Here is a 23,897-nt window from a genome sequence, read left to right on the forward strand (position 1 = left end):
CATATGAGATACGGTATCTGCACCGGCATTGAAAATGCCGGGCTGGTCCGGGAGCTGGGCTATGACTACATCGAGCTCTCAGTGACAAAAACGCTGGGGCTGGATTCCGAAGCCTACGCCGCCGGAAAGAAGGTGCTGACCGAAAGCGGCCTGCAGGCGGAATGTTTCAACATCCTGTTCCCCAAGACGATGAATCTGGTGGACGGCTCCACCACCCGTGAGGAGCTGACCGCCTATCTGGAAAAGGCCATGGCCATGATTGCCGACTTGAACGGTAAGATTGTGGTGTTTGGCAGCGGCAAATGCCGCACCTGCCCGCTGGACGTAAAATTTATGGACGCCTACAAGCGGCTGGTGGAGGTCTGCCGCCTGACCGGCGAGATTGCCGGAAAGTACGGCATCAAGGTTGTGATTGAGCCGCTGAGCCGCAAGGAAACCAATATGATTTGCACCGTGGCCGAGGGCGCTGTGCTGCAGCAGGATGTGGCCAATGAAAATGTCGGCCTGCTGGCGGATTATTTCCACATCTGCGCCAACGCCGACGATGTGAACAGCATTGCCGTGATTAAAGACCTTGACCACATCCACATTGCCTCCGGCAACGGCCGGCGCTACCCGCTGCCCGGTGATGGGGAAAGCTACGGCGCACTGTTCGCGGCCCTGCGGGCAGCAGGCTACAACGCCCGCATGAGCATTGAGGGCAAAACAGAAAACATTGCGCAGGACGGCAAGGCAGCCCTTGCGTATATGAAGCAGTTGGAGGCAGACAATGGCTAATAAAGTAAAGTTGGGCATCATCGGCTACGGCCACATCGGCAGCCAGCACGGCCGCGCCATCCGGGACGGCAAGTGCCCGCAGGTCGATTTGACGGCGGTATGCGACATTGACCCCGCCCGCCTGGAGCTGGCAAAAAAGACCAACGGCGAGAATATCCGCACCTTTACCGATGCATCGGAGCTGATTCACTCCGGCGTATGTGAGGCGGTCATTGTGGCCGTGCCGCACTACCTGCACCCCTCCATGGCGATTGAGGCGATGGAAACCGGGCTGCACGTCATTGTGGAAAAGCCAGCCGGTGTCTACACCAAGCAGGTCGAACGGATGAACGCCGTGGCAGCCAAGCACCCCGAGCTGGTCTACTGCATGGACTTCAACCAGCGCACCAACCCGCTGTATAAAAAGGTCAAGGACCTGATTGACAGCGGCGATCTGGGCGAGATGAAGCGGGTTATCTGGATTATCACAGACTGGTACCGCTCCCAGAGCTACTATGACCAGGGCGGCTGGCGCGCCACCTGGGACGGCGAGGGCGGCGGTGTGCTGTTGAACCAGAACCCCCACAACCTGGATTTGTGGCAGTGGATGTGCGGTATGCCCAAGCGGGTAAAGTCCGAGGTTTACTACGGCAAGCACAGAAAGATTGAGGTCGAGGATGACCTGTATGCGCTGGTTGAGTATGAGAACGGCGCAACCGGCTGCTACATCACCACCGTGGGCGATGCCCCCGGAACGAATCGGTTGGAAATTGATGGGACGAATGGTAAAATTGTGGTAGAGAATAACGAGCTTACCTTCTACCGTCTCAGAACCCCGGAGCCGGAGTTCAACGCCACCTACAAGGGCGGCCTTGGCAAGCCGGAGGTGTGGGAGTGCAAAATCCCCATCAAGGGCACCTACACCTCTCACCCCGGAATCATCAACAACTTCTGCGACTGCATCCTCAAGGGTGCCAAGCCGATTGCCCCCGGTGCCGAGGGTATCCGCGGGCTGCAGATTTCCAACGCTATTCACCTGTCCAGCTGGCTGAACGGCGAATGGGTTGACCTTCCGGTGGACGGCGATTTGTTCCTGACCAAGCTGCAGGAGCACTGCAAGAAGCCGGTGACGGAGTAAGGACACAGAGCGTAAGCCGAAGAAACGGAGTATTGCAGCGTGCCGGAGTTGAATGTGCCTGAAAAGAAAAAGTGGGTTCCCAGCAGGATGTTCCTGCGCTGGAGCCTGTCTTACCTTGTAATTTCCCTGATTGCCCTGTTGCTGATGGTGGCGTCCGGCTATCGGTACATGGATGTGCTGCGGGATAACCTTGAGTACACCAACGGGATTCAACTGGATATGACACGTGTCTGGCTGGATCAGAAGGTGCGGCTGCTGCGCAACATTACCTCGGTGGAGAGTGCCAGCGTTGCCATCAACGAGGTGCAGGCGGCAAAGAGCTACGACGATATTCCCCGGTATGACTACTACCTGCTCACGCGCGAGATTTCGGCGGATGTCATCAACTACGGCATCGGGGATGCCTACTTCCTCTATTTCCCGCAGTCGGATGCCGTGGTGTCCAACACCAAATACGGCCAGAGCCGCCGCTTCTATGATTTGTGTCTGGACACCTACGGCATCAGCTATGAGGAATGGATGAGCATCCTCAGTCAGGAGTTCGTCACAACGCGGGTGTTCCGCCCGACCGTGCAGGAGGGAACTGAGAAAAACTATCTGGTGCTGGTTCGCCCACTGAACATCACCAGCCGCGACCTACCCAAGGTCAACGCGGTGATGCTGGTGGACTTGGAGGATTTGTTCAAGGCCTCCGACTGGCTGAACAAGGATACCCTCTGCATTATGGACCGCAATACCCACCAGCTGATTTCCAACCGGGAGCTGCCGGAGAGCACGGTCGATGCCATTTTGAGCCTGATTGGCCAGAACGGCAGCCGCAAATTCGACAAGGCCGTGCACACCACGCAGGACGGCAAGTATATCTCAGTGATTTCCTCCGATTTCGAGAACTGGGACATAGCCGTTATCCTGAAGGAGCAGGCCTTCGCCTCTGAAATCATTGATATGCAACGGGTGCTGGCGGCGGTGGTGCTGCTCTATCTGGCCCTTACGGTGATTGTCATTTACAACAGCGCCATCCGGCGTTACACCCGGTTGCGCAACATCGTGCGGGTGCTGCCGCATGATGACGCCGACACCCCGGCGGAAAACGTCAGCGATGCCTACGCCTACATTGACCGCAGCGTGCAGAAGCTGGTGCAGGCCAATGTGGAAAACACCGATATGATTGAGCAGCAACGCAGTGCGATTCTGCGCGAGCTGTTCCACACAATGGTGACGAGCAGCACAGCCTCGGCAGAGCTGCAGGAGAGTACGTTGGAGGCCAACGGCTTCCCGATTCACACGGTGAAGGAGTTCTATCTGCTGGCCTACCGGCTGGAAAAGCAGAAACTGACGGACGAGAAGGACCCCGACAAAATCTACGAGATGCAGTGGTTTATCCTGCAGAACGTAACGCGGGAAAATCTGCAGAACTGCGCGCTGGAAAACCTCTGTTTCCGCGAGGGCGGTATGCAGATTTATCTGGTGTGGTCCAACGCCGAGAACGCCGACCCGCTGGAGGGTATCGTTTGGAGCTACGAATACTGCCGCAGCTTTCTGGAACAGCATTTTGACTTTGGCTATGACATTGCGGTCAGCAGCCCGCACACCGGCATTGACGGCGTGTACAAGGCCTACCGTGAGCTCTGCCGGGTGTTCCAGTACCAGAAGCGCACGCAGGACACCAAAACCATCCAGTACAGTGAGCTGAAGCTGACGCCCGGCAACACAACGGTGCAGTACCCGGTGGAGGCCGAAAACAAGTTGAATCTGGCCGTGCGCAGCGCCGATGAGACCGCCGCCTGCGAGCAGATTCACGCCCTGATGGCGCTGAACCACGAAAGCTACCTGAGCCCGGAGGCTATGCAGTTTCTGACCGGTAAGATTCTGTCGGCCATTGTCCGTGCGGACGGCCAGCAGGCCGATAAGCCCGAGATTGCCGAATGTCAGAACCGCGTGATGGCAGCGGCCCGGCAGGAAAACGTTGAGCAGATTGAACAGGAGCTGTGCAATCTGGCCGGTGCGGTCTGCCGCCTCTCCCGCGCCACCATGCAGGAGGCGCAGGAGGAGGAAAAGGGCCGACTGTATCTGCAGATACGCGCCTACATCGAGGAAAACTACGCCGATGCCGGGCTGAATGTCAATGCCATTTCGGAGCGCTTTGAGCGCCCGGCCGCCTTCATCTCCCGCTATTTCAAGGAGATGAGCGGTGAAAACCTGACCCAGTATATCCACACCGTGCGCCTGCAGCACGTCAAGGAAAAGCTGATGCAGGACGAAAAACTCGAAAGCATTGCCGTTTCCTGCGGCTTTGGCAGCCTGCGCAGCTTTTTGAGAATCTTCAAGCAATACGAAGGTGTAACCCCCAGTCAATACCGGGAGCTGCACAGCAATAAGGAAGAAACGAGCCATGAAAACATTTAAAACAGCAGTCATTGGCTGTGGCATGATTTCTAAAAACCATTTCAAGGCGCTGAAAAACGTACAGAACGCCGAGTGCATCGTCGCGTGCGACTGCAAGCCGGAGCGTGCCCGCGCCGCCGCCGAAACTTATGGGATTCCGGCCATCGAAACCGACTACCACAAGGTGCTGGAAAACCCCGAGGTGGATGTGGTGCATATCTGCCTGCCGCATTACCTGCACGCGCAGGTTGCGATGGAGGCGATGGAACACGGCAAGCACGTCCTGTGCGAGAAGCCGATGGCCCTGAGCCCCGAGGACGCACAGAAAATGATTGAGGTGCGCGACCGCACTGGTACGGTGTTGGGCATCTGCTTCCAGAACCGCTACAACGATGCATCCAAGTATATGCGCGCCCTGATGGACAGCGGAAAAATGGGCAAGGTGCTGGGAGCGCGGGGCGCAGTGTTCTGGAACCGCAACCCGGAATACTACACCGGCTCCGACTGGCGCGGCACCCTTGACAAGGAGGGCGGCAGCGCACTGGAAAACCAGGCCATCCACACCTTTGACCTGATGCAGTGGCTCACGGTTCCCATCCGCACGGTGGAGGCAAGCTGCTCCACCAAGCGGCTGAAGGGCGTTATCGAGACCGAGGACACCTGCGATGTCTTTATGACCGGCCCGGATGGGGAGCGCTTTACCTTCTACTGCACCAACTGTTATGTAAAAAATGCCCCGGTTGAGCTGGAAATCGTCTGCGAGAACGGCAGCATCCGCATGGTGGGCAATCTTGTCACCACCGAGCTGGACGGCAAAACCGAGACGAAGGACTTTTCCTCCGGCACGGTGTTCGGCAAGGACTACTGGGGCAGCGGCCACGGCTTCCTGATAGAGGACTACTACAACAAGCTGGCGAGTGGGGAGCGCTTCCCCATCAGCGGCGAGGAAGCCATCGTCAGCGTACAGCTTCTCCACGCGGTATATACCTCTGCAAAAACCCATTCGGTTATCAGCCTTGAGTAAAAGGAGAATCTACTATGAGCGCTAAGAGCAAAGCCGCCGCGGCCGAGGCAAAAAAGCCGCTGACACTCAATTCCGAGCATGTGCCTCTCAGCTACCGCATCAAAAAAGATTTGCAGCGCAACGGCCTGATTTATGCCATGCTGATTCCGGTGCTGGTCTACTACGCGGTGTTCAAGTTCGGCCCGATGTTCGGTCTGTACATCTCGTTCATTGACTACAAGCCCGCACGCGGCATCTTCGGCAGTAAATTTGTGGGCCTGAAATGGTTCAAGTCCTTCTTTTCGGACTACTACTTCGGCCGTTTGCTGATCAACACCATCCGCATTGCAGTGGTGGATCTGATGACCTTCCCGCTGCCGGTCATTCTGGCCCTGTTGATTAACGAGCTGAAAAGCAAGAAATTCTCCAAGACAGCGCAGACGCTTCTGTATGTGCCGCACTTCATCTCGACCGTGGTTATCTGCGGCATCGTCCTTACGCTGACAGGCTCCACCGGTGCCATTACCGAGATTCTGCACAACCTGTTCGGCATCAAGGAGCAGGCGCTGCTGAATAACCCCGACAACTTCCTGCTGATTTACATCCTGACAGAGCTGTGGCAGACACTGGGCTGGAACTCCATCATCTATCTGTCAGCGCTGTCCGGCATTGACCAGGAGCTGTATGACGCCGCCAAGGTGGACGGTGCCAACCGCTGGCAGCAGTGCCTGCACGTCACCCTGCCGGGCATTGCCCCCACGATTATCATTATGCTGATTCTGAAGATGGGCAAAATCTTCAACGTCGGCTATGAGCGCGTTATGCTGCTGTACAACCCCGCCATCTACAGCACGGCGGACGTCATCAACACCTATGTTTACCGCAAGGGCCTGATTGATGCACAGTTCAGCTACAGCACGGCCGTTGGTATGTTCAACTGCATCGTCAGCTTTGCTCTGGTTATGATTACCAACAAAATCAGCCAGAAGGTCAACGGCAGCGGTCTTTGGTAAAGGAGGAAAACGGTTATGGCAAACACAAAAACCGAGCGTGCCCCGCAGGGCACCAAAATTAAAGAATCCTTCGGCAGCCGCCTGTTTGATGTTGTCGATGTCCTGATTATCTGCCTGCTGCTGGCCTGCGTGCTGATTCCGCTGATTCACATTGTGGCGGCCTCCTTCAGCAACCCCGCGCTGTTTGTGGCGCACAAGGGTATCCTGCTCTGGCCGGAGGGCTTCTCCGTGGCGTCCTATCAGGCCGTGTTCAAGAACACCTTCCTCTGGACCGGCTACGCCAACACCCTGTTTGTTGTCATTGTCGGCACACTGCTGAATGTTCTGCTCTCAATGGTCGCGGCCTACTGCCTGTCCCGCAAGCGCGTGGCAGCCGGCCCCACGATTATGAAGCTGCTGGTTTTCACGATGTATTTCAGCGGCGGTATGATTCCGCTGTATCTGGTTGTCAAGGGCGTGGGGCTCTACGGTTCCCGCTGGGCGCTGATTCTGCCCTCGCTGGTGGACACCTACAACCTGATTATCATGCGCACGGCGTTTGCCGGTGTGCCGGACTCTCTGGAGGAATCCGCCAAGCTGGACGGTGCCAACGCATGGACGATTCTGTGGAAGATTATGGCCCCGCTGGTCAAGCCCACGGTCGCCGTCATCACGCTGTACTACGCCGTCAGCCACTGGAACTCCTGGTTCAACGCCATGCTGTTCCTGCGCGATAAGACGCAGTACCCCCTGCAGCTGATTCTGCGCCAGATTCTGATTCAGAACGATACCGCCGATATGACGGCCGGTGCAGACTACCTGATTGGCGAGACCATCCAGTATGCAACCGTTGTGGTGGCCACGCTGCCCATCCTCTGCATCTATCCGTTTGTCCAGAAGTACTTTGTCAAGGGCGTTATGATTGGCGCCATCAAGGGCTGATAAAAGGAGAATCACATCATGCGCGTACCTTATAAAGAAATGTATGACGAGTTTGTGCGTGTGCTGCTTAAAAAAGGCTTTACGCAGGAGAAGGCGGAGATTTCCGCCAAGCTGTATGCCGATGCCAGCCGCGATGGCGTCTACACGCACGGACTGAACCGCTTCCCCAAGTTTATCAAGAGCATTGGGGACGGCATTGTGGACATCAACGCCGAGCCGGTTCTGAAGGAGAGCTTCGGCGCGTTTGAGCGCTATGACGGCCAGCACGGCCCGGGCAACCTGAACGCCTACGCCTGCACCAAGCGTGCGATTGCGCTGGCCAAGCAGCACACCATCGGCTGCGTGGCGCTGTCCGACACCAACCACTGGATGCGTCCCGGCAACTATGGCCTGATGGCGGTCGAGGAAAACTGTATCGGCATTTTCTGGACCAACACCTGCCCCAATATGCCGCCGTGGGGCGGCCGGGATGCCCGGCTGGGCAATAACCCCATCACGCTGGCCATCCCCCACGGGGATACCCCGGTGCTGGTGGACGTGGCTATGTCGATGTTCTCCTACGGCAAGCTGGAAGCCTACAAGCGCAGCGGCCGAGAGCTGCCGGTGGAGGGCGGGCTGAACAAGGACCAGCAGCCCACCAAGAATGCCGCCGAGATCCTGGAAACGCACCAGAGCTACCCCATCGGCTACTGGAAGGGCTCCGGCCTGAGTCTGGCACTGGATTTGATTGCCAGCGCACTGGCGGGCGGGCGCACCACACGGCAGGTCGGCGAGCTGCCGCTGGAAACCGAGCTGAGCCAGGTGTTCATCTGCATCAATCTGGACGCCCTGCCCGACAAGGACGACATTGCCGCCAACATTGAGGCCACCCTGCGCGATATGGAGACCTCCACCCCAGTGGAGGAAGGCCGCCCGGTGCACTTCCCCGGCGAGCATATGGCCGAGGTCCGCAAGGACAATATGGAGAACGGCATCCCGGTTGAGGACGCCATCTGGCAGCAGGTGCTGGCACTGTAACAGAAGGGGAGGCTGATGCGGCAATGATTATACCGGGACTGGTATCGGCAACCTTCAAAACGGAGTCCCCGGACTATGTGCTGGACGCGCTGCAAAAGGCAGACCTGCACGCCGTGGAATGGTCGGAAAACTGGCACATCCCGGCGGGCGATACCCACCTTGCCGCCGAGCTGCGGGAACGCACGCTGGCGCAGGGGGCAGAGGTGGCAGCCTACGGCTCCTACTACCGGCTGGGCGAAAACGCAAGCCCGGAGAAGGACTTTCTGCCGACGCTGCAGAACGCGGCGGCTCTGCACGCCCCACTGATTCGCATCTGGGGCGGCGGCACGGCCAGCGCCGAGCTGGACGCCGAAACGCGCAAGGCATTGGCGGCCGAGGCAAGGACCATCAGCGCAATGGCGGCTGAAAACGGCATAAAAATTGCGCTGGAATGGCACAAAAACACCGTGACAGACACGAACGAGTCCGCGCAGGATTTTCTGGACGAGGCTGCGGCAGAAAACCTCTACTGCCTGTGGCAGCCCACGGTGGCGCTGAATATGACTGAGCGCTGCGCCGGGCTGGATATGCTGGAGCGCCGCGGGCGGCTGCTGAATCTACACGTCTATTACTGGCTGGAGGGCAAGCGCCGCCCCTTTGCCGAAGGACTGGACGAATGGCGGCAGTACCTTGCCCACGTAGACCCGGCGAAAACGCGCTATGGCCTGCTGGAATTTGTGCTGAACAACACGATGGAGCAATTTCTTGCGGATGCAGCCGACTGGAAGGCGCTTCTGCAAAGCACCGATATGATTCAGAAATAAGGAGAAAACGCAAATGGCAGACTTATATGTAAAAAAGTTTGATATGATTAACCCCTTTGTGGTGGCTTCCAGCCCGGCAACGCAGGGCGCGGCCAACGTGCTGAAGAGCGCCAAGATGCGCCCCGGCGCCATCGTGCTGCGCAACTACGGCCACGGCTCCGGCGGCGGCAGCTTCATCGGCCCCGACTCCAAGGCGATGTTCGGTGGCGAGATGGCCATTCACAGCCACGCCGTGGGCCGTCAGATTCCCGATTCCGTGGACACGCTGGAGAAATACTGCGAGGAGGTCCACAAAATCAAGAAGGAGATGGACTCCGACATCAAGCTGTGGGTCTCTGTCGGCCACTACAGCGACATCGTCAAGGGCGGCGACTGGGAAAAGAGCTGGGCCCATCAGGCCGAGGAACTGGCTCTGGCTGGTGCCGATGCCATTGAGCTGCATTTCAACACCCCCGGCGTGGCTGTGGCCAAGGACCGCACCTTCGCCTACCATCAGCTGCTGCGCCACTCCATTGAGCTGATGAAAAAGACCGTCCCCAATATGCCCATTATGGCCAAGCTCGCGATTGAGTCCACCGATGCGCTGACCTCTATGCGGATTGCCGAGGCTGCCGGTGCTGCCGCTGCAGGCCCGACCGCCCGCTGGAAGGGCTACTACATGGACCTTGACTGGCGCGGCACCGAGGCCCGCCCCGGCGCTGGCTACGGCGGCACGCAGGCTACCCCGCTGGTCTGCTACTCCATCGCCGAGGCCCGCACCGCCGGTGTGAAAATCCCCCTGTACGGCGGCGGCGGTGTCTTTAACTTCGAGAACGCGGCCCGTATCCTGATGGCTGGTTCTGAAATGGTGCAGCTGGGCGCACTGGCCTGCGCGGGCGGCACGATGGCCTGCAAGAAGCTCATCAATGACCTGAACCGCTGGATGGACGAGAACGGCTATGCCGATATGGATTCTCTGGTGGGCGACAGCCTGAAGCTGTTCCAGATGGACGCCGACTTCACCAAGAAGCGCCAGAACAAGCTGGCCGACGCCTACCAGACCGCCGACGCCGACCGCGCCAAGTGCATTGGCTGCGGCCGCTGCGAGGATGTCTGCTGGCACCAGGGCATTGAAATCAAGGACCGCAAGGCGTACAAGACCGATAAGTGCATTGGCTGCGGCTACTGCTTCCAGGTCTGCCCGACCGAGGCCCTGTATGTAGACAAGAAGGGTATTCTGCGCTCCGCTTTTGAAGAGGCGGGGATTGAGCGCGGCAACAAGTAAAAATTCAGGCGCAGCAGATATGGTTTTTATCTGCTGCGTCTTTTTTGGATTACGGCAATTACACAAGGAGGGTTACAGCGTGACGATTTTTGAGGCGGCGCAGTCCGCAAGCCTACCCGAGCTGCAGCATATGGTGGAATATGAGTGCCAGAATTTTATGGAGCGCGACGCGCAGGGCAACACCCTGCTACACTATGCCGCACGCTCCGGCAGTGTGGAAAAAACGGCCTACCTGACCGAGTATCTGGCTCTGGACCCGCTGGAGGCCAACCTGTCGGGCGTGACGCCGCTGGACGCTGCCCTGCACAGCGGCTGCACGGCGGTGGCCGCCTATCTGGAAAAGCAGGCGGGCGTGCGGGCGGATAACTGCTTCCACAATCCGGTGCGGCGCGGCTTCTACCCGGATCCCTCGTGGCTGCGGGTGGGGGATGACTACTATATGGTCAACTCCTCGTTCAGCTTCTTCCCCTGCCTGCCGATTGCAAAATCAAGGGATTTGGTCCACTGGACCACGGTGGGGTATGCCATCACCAATCCGGAATGGGCGCAGATTGCCGAATCCGAGGGCGGGCGCGGCTACTGGGCACCGGATATTTCCTACGATGAAGCGACAAAACGGTATTACATCACGGCAACCCTGCGCGGCAACGAGGGCGGCGCCGAGCCGCGCTGCCAGATGGTGGTTTCCGCGGAAAAGCCGGAAGGGCCTTACGGCGAGCCCGCGTGGATTCACGAGGACGGCATCGACCCATCGCTCTTCCACGATGACGATGGGCGGCACTATATGCTGTTCAACCGCGAGGTGCGTATGGTTGAGCTGACCGCCGACTGCCGGGGGGCCAAGGGCCCTGCAAAGCTGATTTGGGGCGGCAGCTGGAAAATCAAGACCGAAGGCCCCCAGCTGATGAAGCGCGACGGCTATTATTATCTGCTGGCTGCTGAGGGCGGCACCGGCTCGGGGCACCGTATCTCGGCGGCGCGCAGCAAAAACATCTGGGGCCCCTATGAAAGCTGCCCCTACAACCCGATTCTGCGGCAGGATGACGCGGGCGGCTATCTGCAGAACTGCGGCCACGGTAAGCTGCTGGAAACGGCGGACGGCCGGTGGTATCTCTGCCACCTCTGCCTGCGGCGCAGACCGAACGGCACCGCCCCGATGGGCCGCGAAACCGCGATTGTGGAAGTGACGTGGACGCCGGACGGCTGGCCGATTGCCAAGACCCGCCGCCCACAGACGGTGCTGGCTATGCCGCTGCCCGCCCACTGTGAGGAAGGCGCCCCGGCCGCGCTTCTGGACTGGAAGCGACAGGAGTGGCTTACCCAACGTGCGCCGGAGAACGCCGGTGCGGCTGTGGCGGGAAAGACCCTGCAGCTGACCGGCAACGGACGCGACCTGTGCGATATGCACCAGCAGGGCCTTTTGCTGGTGCGCCAGCAGGAAACGGACTTCACGGTAGAAGCGGAGCTTTGCACCGGGCCGCTGCTGGCGGCGCAGTCGGGCACAACCGCCGGGCTGACCTGCTACTACGATGAGCACAGCTACCTAAAATTTGGTGTTGGCCCCGGAAGGTTACTGCTGGAGGAATACGCTGGGTATGAAGTAATCTCGTCCAAGATTGCACCATTGCCCGCCGCGGAAAAAATCCGGCTGCGCATTACGGCAGGGCAGGGCACACGCAGCTTTGCCGTGGAAAACGGTGGCGCGTGGCAGACGCTCTGGACGATTCCCGAGCCGCCCTACCTTACCAGCGAGGGGCTGAAGTGCGGCAAGCGGTTCACCGGCGCCATGGTCGGCCTGTATGTGCACGGTGATTGCACCGTCAGCTTTACCGACTGGGCTGCCGTATGGCCCCGCCCCGAGGAAGGGTGAGAGGTTGTAATAAAAAAGGGGCTGTTGCAAAATAGCTCTCTGAAAAAATTATGCACAAAACCCGGAACCTTTTCATGGCCAAAACGGCTCAGAAAGGGTTTCGGGTTTCTATTTTTGCACTATTTCTTTGTGCAAGTTGCTATCGCATTTTTATTTTGCAACAGCCCCTTTTGGTACTTGTGGGAAACTACCGGGCCGGGCGTGCCCGGCCCCTACAGGGTGGTGACAAATATACCGTGCAAACACGTATTACGCATCCATATCCTCAAACGCGGCAAGCCCCTTTTTGGCCTCGGCCTTGGCGTCACCGTGGCGGACAAAGCACATGGTCACAAAGCTCAGGGCTACAAACAGGGCGGCGTAGGGGAAGAGAATCCGGTAATCAATGGCCCGGATCAGGGTGCCCGCCACGATGGGCGTGACCACCTGCGCGGCCATCGAGAAGGTGTAATAGTAGCCGGTAAACTTGCCGGTATCACTGCCGCGGCACATCTCCACCACCATCGGCAGGGAGTTGACGTTGATGGCAGCCCACGCCAGACCCACCAGCGCGAACACCACATACATAATGGGCTGGATGGAGGTGTACAGGGTGGTCAGCAGATAGCCCAGCATAAAGCAGGTGGCCAGCAGCACAATGCCGCACTGAATCGTGCGCTTGCGGCCGATTTTTGCCGCCAGCGCGCCGATGGGAATGTACGATACGATAGCGCCCGCGGTGGCCACCAGCAGGCAGGTGGACGCACCGCCCAGGCCTTCGCCCATAACGGCCTCCACATACTTGGTAAACCACGTTGTGACGCCGTTATAGCCGATGAACCACAGCGAAATCGAGAGCAGCAGGAAGATAAGGCTGCGCTTGACCGGCGCGGGCAGAACCTCGTGCCCGGCGCCGTCATCGGTGGCAAGATTCCATTCGGGGTGCGCGGCCTCCAGCTTCTGGTTCTCCTCCTCGAGCTTGGGCTCCTTGATGGTCAGGTACAGAACCAGCACAGCCACGGCCATAATCATCGACACAATGAAGAACAGCGGCCGGTAGCTGACGTGGCCGACCCCCTTGGTCTTGGAGGCCGGGTAGAGCACCGCGGCCAGCCCCAGATAGAGGATGCCGCCCACGGCGCCCATCAGGTTGATGATGGCGTTGGCACGGCTGCGCAGCGGCTTGGGGGTCACGTCGGGCATCAGCGCCACGGCGGGGGAACGGTAGGTACCCATGGCCACCAGCAGCAGGCCCAGCACAACGATGAAGAGCACCAGTGTGCCGGTGCTGGGGCTGGCGGCGTAGCGGTCATCCAGCAGCGGAATCAGATTCATCAGGATGACGGCCGCCGCCGTGCCGCCCACGATAAAGGGCATACGCCGCCCGATGCGGGTGCTGGTCTTATCCGACAGTGCGCCGAAGAACGGCAACAAAAACAGCGCCAATACGTTGTCCGCGGCCATAATCGCCCCAGCAAAAGTTTCGTTCAGCTTAAAGGTGTCGGTCAGAATCAGGGTCATAACGCTGTCATACATCTGCCAGAACGTGCAGATTGACAAGAACGCAAGACCCACCAGAATGGTGCGGCGGTTGTTCAGCTTCACGGCAAATTCTCCTTACTTGCGGGGCGGATATCCACCCATACTACCGCTATTGTAGCACGATTTGCACACTTTGTCTAGTTTTTTGGCAAAACAGACAAGAACTTTACCTGAACTTGACGAAAACTGCCTTCAAAAGGCGAGGGCGTCCTCAATCACATCCTCCATGTGGCATGGCTCCAGCTGGTTGACCGTGCAGCGGATGGCCAGCTCTTCCACAAGGGCCCGGTTCACAGAGACATCCGGCACAAGCTGCAGCGTCTGCCAGCCGGCATCGGTGCGCTGCAAGGCAGCCAGACCGTAAGTGAGGCAGACGCCGGCGTCCGGCAAGGAAATTCTATAGGGAATACAACGGTAGAGGAACACGATTTTCACCTGCTTATGATATGTTGTATAACAAAATATATTGACAGAAAATGGAAGATAGTGTAAAATCTGTATATCGCAAAAAAATGTATTTGCCGCGGGCTGTTTTAACTATAGCACGTTCCCGCGTGCAAAGTACACAACCCGCTGCCGGGAATTTTGGCGGTGCAAAATGCACCGCCGCGCAAAAAAGAAGGGATTCGTCGCTGTGTGGCTGCGCCACGCTCCTGCACCCCTCCTTTGGATTCACGCCATCGCAAAAAAGCACATTTTCGCGCCTTACGACAAAAAAATGCACTTTTTTGCTCTAGCGGTATTTCCATCGTCGGCACAGGCTCGCCGATGGAAATGGTTTTGAAATTGTTTTTTTGACAAAATGAAGGAGTATGGAGAGTATGTTGTCCGACTATCGTTTCCGTGTGGCAAGAGCAATCACTGCAGCAAGAGAGGCGGCAGGGGTCTCGCAGCGGGAATTGGCGGACAGGCTGGGGCGGGACAAGCGCACGATACAAAAGTGGGAAAAGGGCGAAATGAAGATTGCGCTGGAGGATTTCCTTGGCATTTTTGATGCACTGAAAATCCAGGTGGAGCCCTACTCCAAATGGATACGCCACCCGGAGCTTTTCCCCAACGGACTGGAGGACATTCTGCACTATTCCACCGACAAAAAGCGAAAGGCGCTGTCGGATTTCTACCAGCGGCAGGCGTCACCGTTGGAGGTCGAGCAGGAATACTACTTCCTATTTGCCGACCACGGCAGTGACTACCACGGTATGTACCAGCAGTGGATGGCCAACCTGATGACCCCGCTGCGCGACCGGCGGCGCATCTGCAGTCAGGTCATCGACAACTACAACGAGGCAAAGGCCACCGGGACGATTGTGGACCCCGGTGCGCCCCAGCCCGATATGGAGGTGCTGCAGGCCTGCTATGAGGCCAGCCTGCAGAGCGTGCAGCATGGGGACAACGGCTACACGATGCTGAGCCTTGATTTGCACAGATAAAAGGCAGCACCGCATAAAACCGCGACCCTCTGCGTACACTCTGCGCAGGGGGCTTTGTTATGGCTGAAATCATCCGCAGGGTACGGGCGCGGGCGGCGGCGCTGCCCACGTTCGATGTGCCGTTTCTGATTATTTTGCTGCTGCTGCTCAGCTATGGGCTGCTTATGCTGTTCTCGGCCGGGTATGCGGTGGCGCTCTATCGCCGGGGCGATGCTTATACCTACATCCGCCCGCAGCTGCTGTTTGCGGCGCTGGGCACGGCGGCCATGTACGCGGCCAGCCTGGTGGACTACCACATCTGGCATAAGCTGGCGTGGCCGGTGCTGGGGCTGTCCCTGATTTTGCTTGTCATCGTGCTTTTTATGCCGGAATACAACGGCTGCAAGCGGTGGCTGGTGCTGCCGGGGTTGGGCACGCTGCAGCCCAGCGAGATTGCCAAGTTTGCGGTGGTGCTGGTGTTTTCGCATATGATTTCGCTGAACCATGACCGGATGAAGAGCTTTACCACCGGGATGCTGCCGTTTGCGGTGATTCTGGGCGTGGTGGCGGTGCTGATGCTGTTGGAGCCGCATCTGTCGGGCACGCTGCTGATTCTGTCCATTGGCGCGGTGCTGATGTTTGTGGGCGGCACAGGGCTGAAGTGGTTTGCGCTGGCGGGCGGGCTGGGCGCGGCGGCGATTGCGGCGGCGGTGGTTGCCCTGCCCGAGCTGGTGCCCTACGCCACCGACCGACTGGCCAGCTGGCGTGACCCCTTTGCCGACCCCTTGGGCGAGGGCCACCAGACGATACAGAGCCTTTACGCCATTGCGTCCGGCGGGCTGGCCGGGCTGGGGCTGGGCAACAGCCGCCAGAAGTACCTGTATGTGCCGGAGCCGCAGAACGATTTTATCTTTTCGATTCTGTGCGAGGAGCTCGGCTTTATCGGCGCGGCGCTGGCGGTGGCGCTGTTCTTGCTGCTGCTTCTGCGCGGAATGTCGATTGCGGTGCGGGCGCGGGATAAGTTCGGCGCGCTGCTGGCCGTGGGCTTTGTGGTGCAGGTGATTCTGCAGGCTGTCTTGAATATGGCAGTTGTGACGAACACTATCCCGAATACCGGCATCAGTCTGCCGTTTTTTTCCTCCGGAGGCACCAGCCTGATGATGCTGCTGGGCGAGATGGGCATTGTGCTGTCCGTCTCGCGCCAGACGGATATGGTGTGATTTTTTGGGGGGCGGTAAACCGGGAACGGCATATGCCCGCAAGCTCGCGGCGGGGTGGGGTCACCCCGCCCTACAATCCAACCGGGAACGGCATACTTTCGGGCGCTTCCGGCAGGCTGACGTTTGGCGGGCGGGCAATTTTGCTATTGTTCAATCATTTTTCACACTCCCGCGGTTGCAACCGTGGGAGTTTTGTTTTATAATATGATAGCATTTTTGTGTAATAGCTGTGCCGCGGGGCGGCGCATTTTGCATAGGGGAAAGTAAATGATGAATGAAGTAGAAACCAAACAGGAAGAAACCGCCGCTGCACAGAAGAAAAATCCGTGGCAGCGTCTGCCCAAGGGCGGCAAAATTGCCGTGATTGTGGTGGGCATCCTTGTGGTGCTGGCCGCTGTGGCGGCGCTGTACATAAACGGCAAGCTCGATTTGCTGCGCTACAATGACGGCAGCGTCAGCGAGATGGGCGACATCGGCGCGGAGGAGGACCAGGATCTGGACGGAACCGGTCTGGCCCACACCGAAAGCGAGATGGAAATGCCCGAGGGCAGCCCCTTCTCGGATGATAACGTGCTGAACATCCTGCTGATTGGCACCGATGAGCGCACCGAGGCCGTCAACGATGCCGACGCCTTCACCCATCTGAACCAGCTGGACGGCACCGAGGACACGACCGAATTCAGCGACAACGCCCGCGCCGACAGTATGATTCTCGTCTCGCTGGACATCAAGGACCACGTAATCCGCCTTGTCTCCATCGAGCGCGGCACCGGCGTGCCGATTCTGCTGGACGGCTACGAGGATCAGTATGACTGGATTACCCACACCTTCCGCTACGGCGGTGCCAAGCTGACGATGAAAACGGTGGAGGACTGCTTCAATGTGCAGGTTGACCACTATGTGCGCGTCAACTTCAACTCCTTTGTCCAGATCGTGAACGCCGTGGGCGGCGTGGATATCGACATTACCGAGCAAGAGGCCAAGGCACTGAACTGGGAGGTGCCGTCCAACTCGATGCTGATTGTCAACCACGTGGACCCGGGCCCCAACCACTTTGACGGCTACACGGCGCTGCAGTATGCCCGCCTGCGCAAGATTGACAATGACTGGAAGCGCGTGGAGCGCCAGCGCACCGTCATCCAGGCGGTGCTCAACCAGATTCAGGACGCCAGCGTGGTCGAGCTGGACAATCTGCTCAACACCGTGCTGCCGCTGATTCAGACAAACTTTACCAAGAACGAGATTGCCGCGCTGCTGGTGCAGCTGCCGGGCTTCCTGGGGTGCGACGTACAGCAGCTCTCCATGCCGCTGCAGGGCACCTACGGCATCCGCACCGGCATGGATGACCGCCTGATGTATGACCCCGACTGGGCCGTGAACATCAAGGCGCTGCAGGACTTCCTCTACAATGACCAGACCGCCGAGGAGGTCATTGCCGCCACGCCGGAGACCGCCGCCGCCGAGGCCGCGGGTGAGCTGGTGATTGCCACCCGCGAAACCGCCGATGTGACCGACCCGGTGGAAAGCTACAACCAGAAATCTTTGCACCGCGTGGATATGACCTACCCGCTGGATGAATCTGACTTTGGCGAGGCCGACTACCGCGTTTTTGTGGCCGATACCGACAATATGCGCGGCAATGAGCTGCGTAAGGCGCTGATTGACAGGCTGTATACCGCCGGTGTGCGGGTGCTGGCCGTGCCCGATGGCGCCGCCGCGGGCGTGCTGCTGAATGACTACCTGCAGAACGGCAGCACCGAGAGCCTGAACGCCTATCTGGCCGTGCTGCCTGCAGAAAGCCGCGACAGCGCCCGCACCCTGTGGGAGTATGTCCGCACAAGCTATCCCCGCGTGTTCCGCGTGGCAGGGCTGGGGGCGGATGCCCGCAGTGCCACCGCCGGCAAGGCGCTGAACGTGCTGGCCAACGCCAGCTACAGCACGCCGGAAACCGAGATCGCCGAGGCCGTGCAGGCCCTGCGCAGCGGTACCACCGCGGATGCAGTCTACTGGTTCAAGACCGCGATGACCAAGTACCCGCGCCAGATGGAACGCTTTTTCGGTGACAGCTATGCCACCGTGGCCCGCCTGTACTACGCCATGCAGGGCACGCTGAACGTGAACAGCGATACCGAGCTGCTGACCTACGATGCCAAGCAGCTGCTGAAAACCTACAAGACCGAGGAAATCCTGATTTTTGCTGCGGAGGCGGACGCCCTGCAGACCGAGGGCAGCATGGCCAGCGCGCTGCAGGCCCAGCTGGATAAGGCCGATGACGGTGAAAAGGTCTGCTCGGTTGCCGCCGTGTACGGCAGCTGGAGCAACGCCGGGGACTTTACCCCCGATGATGCCGAGACGGCATGGGATGCGGACAGCATGACCGAGCTGCTGGGTGGGGATGCCTTGCGCGGCAAGGATATGCTGCTGGCGCTGGACGGTGAGGATAGCCCCTACCTGACCCGCCGCTGCCTGCTGCAAAATGACGATGCCCCCATGGGCGAGCTGGTGCAAAAACTGTTTGTTCTGGATAAAAATAACGCAGTAGTGGCAGAAACAGAAGAAGGCACTGCCGACGCGCAATAAATTTTCAAAAAAATTAAAAATAGCTGTTGACAAACGCCGACGGTTGTGGTATAAATGCTTTAAACCAATGAAGCGAAAGTAAAGCACACAGCGCAGTCACAGAGAGTCCCCGGTGCTGGGAAGGGGATACAAAGCGGGTCAGCATAATGGTTCGCGGAGGGCACGGGGAAAGAAGCACAGCTTTGAGTATCCGCTGACGGGCAGCTCCCGTTACAGAGCAGGGGAATGTTGGTTCCCTACAGAGTGGCCGCGCTATAGATAATTGCACGGCAAGCAAGGTGGCACCACAGATTTGTTTTATCTGCCCTTGCACAGGAGATTTCCTGTGCAAGGGCAGTTTTGTTTTTGACTTGAGGGGAGAAGAAAACATGAAAATGAACCTGATGAAAGAACGATGGCAAGCCTGAATTTGTAAAATGTCCGTTTCTGAAAAATCACAACTTTACAAATTTAAGGAGAAATTACCATGAAAAAGTTCGTTGCTGTTCTGTCCGCCGCCGCTATGATGACCACGCTCGCCGCCTGCGGCTCCACCGCGGATACCACCGCCGTTTCGTCCGCTGCTTCTACTGAGACTTCCGCCGCTGCCGAGAGCACCGCCGGTGCCAAGAGCTACAAAATTGCGATTGTCCAGCAGCTGGATCACGCCAGTCTGGATGAAATCCGCACGGCTGTCGAGGCCGAGCTGGACGCCAAGGCCGCCGAGAAGGGCATTACGATTGAGTACAAGGACTTCAACGGCCAGAACGATGCCACCACGCTGAACCAGATCGGCACGCAGGTGGTTTCCGATGGCTATGATGCCGTTATCCCCATCGCGACGCTGGCTGCCCAGTGCATGACCACCGCCTGCGAGAGCACCAAGACCCCGGTTATCTATGCCGCCATCAGCGACCCCGCCGCCGCTGACCTGACCGATATTGACTACGTCACCGGTACTTCTGACGCGCTGAACACCCAGTCCATTATGGATATGATGTTCGCCGTCCAGCCCGAAATCAAGACGGTCGGCCTGCTCTACTCCAACTCCGAGGCCAACTCCGCCACCCCCATCGCTGAGGCTAAGGCGTATCTGGACGCCAAGGGCATTGCCTACGTGGAAAAGACCGGCAACACCAACGATGAAATTATGACCGCCGCCTCCAGTCTGGTGGGTCAGGTCGATGCCGTCTTTACCCCGACCGATAACGTGGTTATGGCTGCGGCTGCCGCAGTCTCCGACACGCTGACCAAGGGCGGCATCCCGTTCTACACCGGCGCGGACAGCTTCGTCACGGCAGGCGCCTTTGCAACCTGCGGCGTCAACTACACTGAGCTGGGCACCTACACCGCCGATATGGCGCTGGACGTGCTGGAAACCGGCACCGTACCCGCCTACCACGTTATGGACGGCGGCATCATCACCGTCAACACCGAGACCGCCGCTGCGCTGGGCATTGACTACAGCGCGTTCAACGAGCTGGCCGGTCAGGTTGTGGAGGTCACCACCGCAGAATAAACCCACCTTATTAAAAGCATAGAGCAGGGCGGCCACTCCGCCCTGCTTTTGCAGATTCCAACAAGAGAGGAAGTCCCCCTTATGTTTACCGTTGCCACTGTGCTGAACGCACTGGAGCTGGGATTCATCTATGCGCTGGTTGCTATGGCGCTGTTCCTCAGCTTCCGGGTGCTGAACATCGCCGATATGACCACCGACGGCAGCTTTACACTGGGCTGCGCCGTGTCGGCCACCGCCGCCGTGGCGGGCCACCCCTTCCTGGGGCTGCCGCTTGCCATGCTGGCGGGCGCGGCCGCAGGTTTTGTCACCGCGTTTTTGCAGACGAAGCTGGCTGTGCCGTCCATTCTGGCGGGCATCATCACCAACACGGGGCTGTACACCGTCAATCTGGCGGTTATGGGGTTCTCCTCCAACGTGCCCATGCTGAAAACGGTCACGGTCTTTACCGCGGCGCAGGGGCTTTTGGGGGACGCCGCCCCCTACAAGCTGATTGTGGCGGCGCTCATCACGGTGCTGGTCTGCGTGCTGTTGATTGCATTTCTGGGCACGCGGCTGGGGCTTTCCATCCGCGCCACCGGCGATAACCCCGATATGGTCCGCGCCTCGTCCATCAACACGGCCTTCACCATCACGGTGGGGCTCTGCATCGCCAACGCCATGACGGCGCTGTCCGGCGCGGTACTGGCGCAGTACCAGCGCTCGGCGGATATCAACCTCGGCACCGGCATGGTGGTCATTGGTCTGGCGTCCCTCATCATCGGCGAGACCCTCTTTGGCCGCGGCGGTATGTGGGTCAAGGCCGTGGCCGCGGTGGCGGGCAGCATTATCTATCGCTTCATCATCGCGCTGGCCCTGCGTGCCAACGTCCCCTCGGAGTGCCTGAAGCTCATCTCTGCGGTGATCGTGGCGCTGGCCATTGCCGCGCCGGCTCTCAAGGCGCGGATGGACTTCAAGCGCCGCCGTGCCAACGCCGGAAAGGAGGCGGCCCGCCATGCTTGATTTGCAGAATATCAGCAAGACCTTCAACCCCGGCACGGTCAATGAAAAAACCGCGCTGGAAGGTGTGAATCTCCACTTGAATGACGGTGACTTTGCCACGATTGTCGGATCCAACGGCGCGGGCAAGTCTACACTGTTCAACGCCATTGCGGGCGAATTCATCGCCGATACCGGCACCATCACGCTGGATGGGCAGGACATTACCTTCCTGCCGGACTACAAACGCTCCAAGGCGATTGGCCGTATGTTCCAGGATCCGCTGCGCGGCACGGCCCCGCATATGACGATTGAAGAAAACCTTGCGCTCGCCTTCCTGCGGGCCTCGGGGCATACGTCCAGCTTCTCGCGCATCTCCAAAAAGGACCGTGAGCTCTTTGCGGAAAAGCTGTCCGCGCTGGGGCTGGGGCTGGAGGATAGAATGAAGCAGCCGGTGGGGCTGCTCTCCGGCGGGCAGCGGCAGGCGCTGACCCTGCTGATGGCCACCCTTGTCACGCCGAAGCTGCTGCTGCTGGATGAGCACACCGCCGCCCTTGACCCTGCCACGGCAGACAAGGTGCTGGAGCTGACGAAGAAAATTGTGGCCGAAAACCACCTGACCTGCCTGATGATTACCCACAATATGCACGATGCCCTGACTTTGGGCAACCGCACGCTGATGATGGACCACGGCCATATTGTGCTGGACATCGGCGGCGAGGAGCGCGCCCACACCACCGTGGACGGCCTGCTGAACCGCTTTGCCGAAAATGTGGGCCACGCCCTGGACAACGACAGAATCCTATTGAGCAAGGAACAGTAAACATAAAAAATACCGCCTGTGCGATAAAAACGCACAGGCGGTTCTGTTTTGCTCGTTATAGCGGTGCGGTGTCAAACCGATAAATCGTGGTGGAGCTGTAGGGCTTGTCCGGCAGAAGGGTGGTGTCGGGGAAATTCGGGTGGTTCGGGGCATCGGGGAAATCCTCGGTCTCAAAGCAGACCGCATCCCGCACGGCGTACTGCGCGCCGTCCTTGCCGGCAGTGACAGGCTTTAGGAAGTTGGCCGTGTACAGGTGCATACCGGGCAGGGTGGTCAGAACCTCCATCCGGATGCCGGTCTCGGGGCCGACCGCCCACGCCGCGTGGCGCAGGCCGCTGTCCCGGATGACAAAGCACTGGTCATAGCCGCCGCAGTTGGTCAGCGGCTTGAAATCCGCACCAATGTCCAGCCCCAGCGTCTTTTCCTCGGTAAAGTCCATCGGCGTACCCTTTACAGGCAGCTTGCGGCCAGTGGGGATGCTGTGTGCGTTCGCCTCCAGATAATAGTCCGCGTCCAGCGTCAGGCGGTGGCCCATGGCACTGCCGCTGGCGTGGCCGTTCAGATTAAAATAGCTGTGGTTCGTCATATTGCAGACGGTGGGCGCGTCTGTGGTCGCGCTGTAGCGGATAACCAACCCGCTTTTGGCAAGGCTGTACTGGATGGTCAGCTTCACATTGCCGGGGAAGCCGTCGGTACCGCTCGGGCTGAGCGCGGTCATTGTCACGCTGTCATTCTCGCCGGGGGTCGGTGCCACCGTAAAGAAGCTATGGCTGAATCCGTGCAGGCCGCTATGCAGGCAGTTGCCGTTCTCGTTGGGGGTCACATGGACAATTTCCTCATACAGCGGGAACTGCGCGCCTGCAATGCGGTTGGCAAAGCGGCCCACGGCAGCGCCCATGCTGTCGGTGTTCAGCTCATAGTCGGCGGCGGTGTCATAGCCCAGCACCACATCGGTGGGGTTGCCCTTGCGGTCCGGCACAAGAATACGGTGGATGATGGCGGCATAGCTGAGCAGCTGCACCTCCATAAAATCATTTTTCAGCACGGCCAGCTTGACGGCCTCGCCGGTGGTAGCCTTGCCGAAATCCCGGATGGTAACGGACATAATAGAGCCTCCTTAAGATTTATCGTCCGCGCTGATGCCCTTGGCGGCCAAATCCTCGCGCACGCTCTCGGCCACGCTGCCGGTGCCGTAGTTCAGCATCCGGTTCACGCGGCTTACGGTGGCGCTGGAAGCGCCGGTTTCCCGGCGAATCTCGCTGTAGACCTTGCCCTGCAGCAGGCAGCCAGCCACGGCATAGCGCTGCTCCATTGTGCGCAGCTCGGTCACGGCGCACAAATCATCAAAAAAGCGGATGCACTCCTCCAGATTGTTCAGGCGGAGAATCGCCTCATACAAGGCGGTATTGCGTTCATTCTGCTGCATAACGTAGAGGCGCACAGCGGTGCGCCAACCTCTTTCTTTGTAAAATCTGCATCTGTATGCAGTCTTTGATTATTTTCATTCTAGCAAATTTGACCAATCAAGTCAATACATTAAAGCACGAAAGTGGTACCGAAAAACCATTGGGCAACACCGCACAATTCGCGCCTTACGGCTTAAGCACAATCTGCGTTGCCAAAATGCTCGATAATATATACCAGTATTATCTGCGCTTTTTGCTTAGCAGCTTGTACTTCTCGCTCGCTGCATCGGCACTT

General features: G+C 58.9%; 20 protein-coding genes. 16 read left to right on the forward strand and 4 right to left on the reverse strand.

Going from position 1 to position 23,897, the window contains the following annotated elements; translation table 11 throughout:
- The first annotated feature begins 3 nt into the window (after positions 1 to 3).
- The 10 genes from NE623_RS07535 to NE623_RS07580 all read left to right on the forward strand — a co-directional run bounded on the left by NE623_RS07535 (position 4) and on the right by NE623_RS07580 (position 12,170).
- A complete protein-coding gene (locus tag NE623_RS07535) occupies positions 4 to 777 on the forward strand; it encodes a sugar phosphate isomerase/epimerase family protein (RefSeq protein ID WP_256271420.1) in 774 nt (257 codons plus the stop codon).
- Positions 770 to 1,894, forward strand: coding sequence for a Gfo/Idh/MocA family protein (locus NE623_RS07540; RefSeq protein ID WP_256271421.1), 1,125 nt, complete (start codon positions 770 to 772; stop codon positions 1,892 to 1,894). The genes NE623_RS07535 and NE623_RS07540 overlap by 8 nt, the downstream gene beginning before the upstream one ends.
- Positions 1,895 to 1,933: 39 nt before the next feature.
- Positions 1,934 to 4,300, forward strand: coding sequence for a helix-turn-helix domain-containing protein (locus NE623_RS07545; protein ID WP_256271422.1), 2,367 nt, complete (start codon positions 1,934 to 1,936; stop codon positions 4,298 to 4,300).
- A complete protein-coding gene (locus NE623_RS07550) occupies positions 4,287 to 5,303 on the forward strand; it encodes a Gfo/Idh/MocA family protein (RefSeq protein ID WP_256271423.1) in 1,017 nt (338 codons plus the stop codon). Before NE623_RS07545 ends, NE623_RS07550 begins: the two co-directional genes overlap by 14 nt.
- A 14-nt stretch (positions 5,304 to 5,317) precedes the next feature.
- Positions 5,318 to 6,295 (forward strand): ABC transporter permease, encoded by a 978-nt coding sequence (locus NE623_RS07555; protein ID WP_256271424.1) that lies wholly within the window; start codon positions 5,318 to 5,320, stop codon positions 6,293 to 6,295.
- Positions 6,296 to 6,310: 15 nt separating this feature from the next.
- On the forward strand, positions 6,311 to 7,216 hold the full coding sequence (locus NE623_RS07560) for a carbohydrate ABC transporter permease (protein WP_256271425.1): 906 nt from the start codon (positions 6,311 to 6,313) through the stop codon (positions 7,214 to 7,216).
- Between the two features lie 18 nt (positions 7,217 to 7,234).
- A complete protein-coding gene (gene yiaK, locus NE623_RS07565; protein WP_256271426.1) occupies positions 7,235 to 8,233 on the forward strand; it encodes a 3-dehydro-L-gulonate 2-dehydrogenase in 999 nt (332 codons plus the stop codon).
- A gap of 23 nt (positions 8,234 to 8,256) precedes the next feature.
- Positions 8,257 to 9,036: a sugar phosphate isomerase/epimerase family protein gene (locus tag NE623_RS07570; protein WP_256271427.1), complete on the forward strand. Its 780-nt coding sequence runs from the start codon at positions 8,257 to 8,259 to the stop codon at positions 9,034 to 9,036.
- A 13-nt stretch (positions 9,037 to 9,049) separates the two neighbouring features.
- Entirely contained in the window at positions 9,050 to 10,300 is a 1,251-nt protein-coding gene (locus NE623_RS07575) for a 4Fe-4S dicluster domain-containing protein (protein ID WP_256271428.1), read from the forward strand.
- A 79-nt stretch (positions 10,301 to 10,379) separates the two neighbouring features.
- Positions 10,380 to 12,170, forward strand: a complete 1,791-nt coding sequence (locus tag NE623_RS07580; RefSeq protein ID WP_256271429.1) for a family 43 glycosylhydrolase — start codon at positions 10,380 to 10,382, stop codon at positions 12,168 to 12,170.
- Between the two features lie 249 nt (positions 12,171 to 12,419).
- Here the strand turns inward: NE623_RS07580 and NE623_RS07585 are convergent, their stop codons facing one another.
- Together NE623_RS07585 and NE623_RS07590 are read right to left on the reverse strand one after the other, a co-directional pair.
- Positions 12,420 to 13,754: an MFS transporter gene (locus NE623_RS07585; RefSeq protein WP_256271430.1), complete on the reverse strand. Its 1,335-nt coding sequence runs from the start codon at positions 13,752 to 13,754 to the stop codon at positions 12,420 to 12,422.
- 129 nt (positions 13,755 to 13,883) lie between these two features.
- The gene (locus NE623_RS07590; RefSeq protein WP_370866716.1) at positions 13,884 to 14,126 is read right to left on the reverse strand and encodes a DUF6514 family protein; all 243 of its coding nucleotides are present in this window, start codon (positions 14,124 to 14,126) and stop codon (positions 13,884 to 13,886) included.
- 386 nt (positions 14,127 to 14,512) lie between these two features.
- On the opposite strand from NE623_RS07590, the gene NE623_RS07595 reads away from it, so the two are divergent.
- From NE623_RS07595 to NE623_RS07620, 6 genes are all read left to right on the forward strand, one after another.
- On the forward strand, positions 14,513 to 15,121 hold the full coding sequence (locus tag NE623_RS07595; RefSeq protein WP_256271432.1) for a helix-turn-helix domain-containing protein: 609 nt from the start codon (positions 14,513 to 14,515) through the stop codon (positions 15,119 to 15,121).
- A gap of 59 nt (positions 15,122 to 15,180) precedes the next feature.
- Complete coding sequence (locus tag NE623_RS07600) at positions 15,181 to 16,320, forward strand: FtsW/RodA/SpoVE family cell cycle protein (RefSeq protein ID WP_256271433.1); 1,140 nt, start codon at positions 15,181 to 15,183, stop codon at positions 16,318 to 16,320.
- Positions 16,321 to 16,587: 267 nt separating this feature from the next.
- Positions 16,588 to 18,900 carry an LCP family protein gene (locus NE623_RS07605; protein ID WP_256271434.1) on the forward strand — a complete coding sequence of 771 codons (2,313 nt, stop codon included), beginning with the start codon at positions 16,588 to 16,590 and terminating at the stop codon, positions 18,898 to 18,900.
- 466 nt (positions 18,901 to 19,366) lie between these two features.
- Positions 19,367 to 20,398 carry an ABC transporter substrate-binding protein gene (locus tag NE623_RS07610; RefSeq protein ID WP_256271435.1) on the forward strand — a complete coding sequence of 344 codons (1,032 nt, stop codon included), beginning with the start codon at positions 19,367 to 19,369 and terminating at the stop codon, positions 20,396 to 20,398.
- An 81-nt stretch (positions 20,399 to 20,479) separates the two neighbouring features.
- On the forward strand, positions 20,480 to 21,397 hold the full coding sequence (locus NE623_RS07615) for an ABC transporter permease (RefSeq protein ID WP_256271436.1): 918 nt from the start codon (positions 20,480 to 20,482) through the stop codon (positions 21,395 to 21,397).
- On the forward strand, positions 21,390 to 22,196 hold the full coding sequence (locus NE623_RS07620) for an ABC transporter ATP-binding protein (RefSeq protein WP_256271437.1): 807 nt from the start codon (positions 21,390 to 21,392) through the stop codon (positions 22,194 to 22,196). Before NE623_RS07615 ends, NE623_RS07620 begins: the two co-directional genes overlap by 8 nt.
- 55 nt (positions 22,197 to 22,251) lie before the next feature.
- On the opposite strand, the gene NE623_RS07625 is transcribed toward NE623_RS07620, so the two are convergent.
- Both NE623_RS07625 and NE623_RS07630 read right to left on the reverse strand, forming a co-directional pair.
- Positions 22,252 to 23,301, reverse strand: coding sequence for an aldose epimerase family protein (locus NE623_RS07625; protein WP_256271438.1), 1,050 nt, complete (start codon positions 23,299 to 23,301; stop codon positions 22,252 to 22,254).
- A gap of 12 nt (positions 23,302 to 23,313) precedes the next feature.
- Complete coding sequence (locus NE623_RS07630; protein ID WP_256271439.1) at positions 23,314 to 23,622, reverse strand: YerC/YecD family TrpR-related protein; 309 nt, start codon at positions 23,620 to 23,622, stop codon at positions 23,314 to 23,316.
- Between the last annotated feature and the right edge of the window lie 275 nt (positions 23,623 to 23,897).

The organism is Gemmiger formicilis (genome assembly GCF_024462815.1).
In the GTDB taxonomy this organism is placed as follows: domain Bacteria; phylum Bacillota; class Clostridia; order Oscillospirales; family Ruminococcaceae; genus Gemmiger.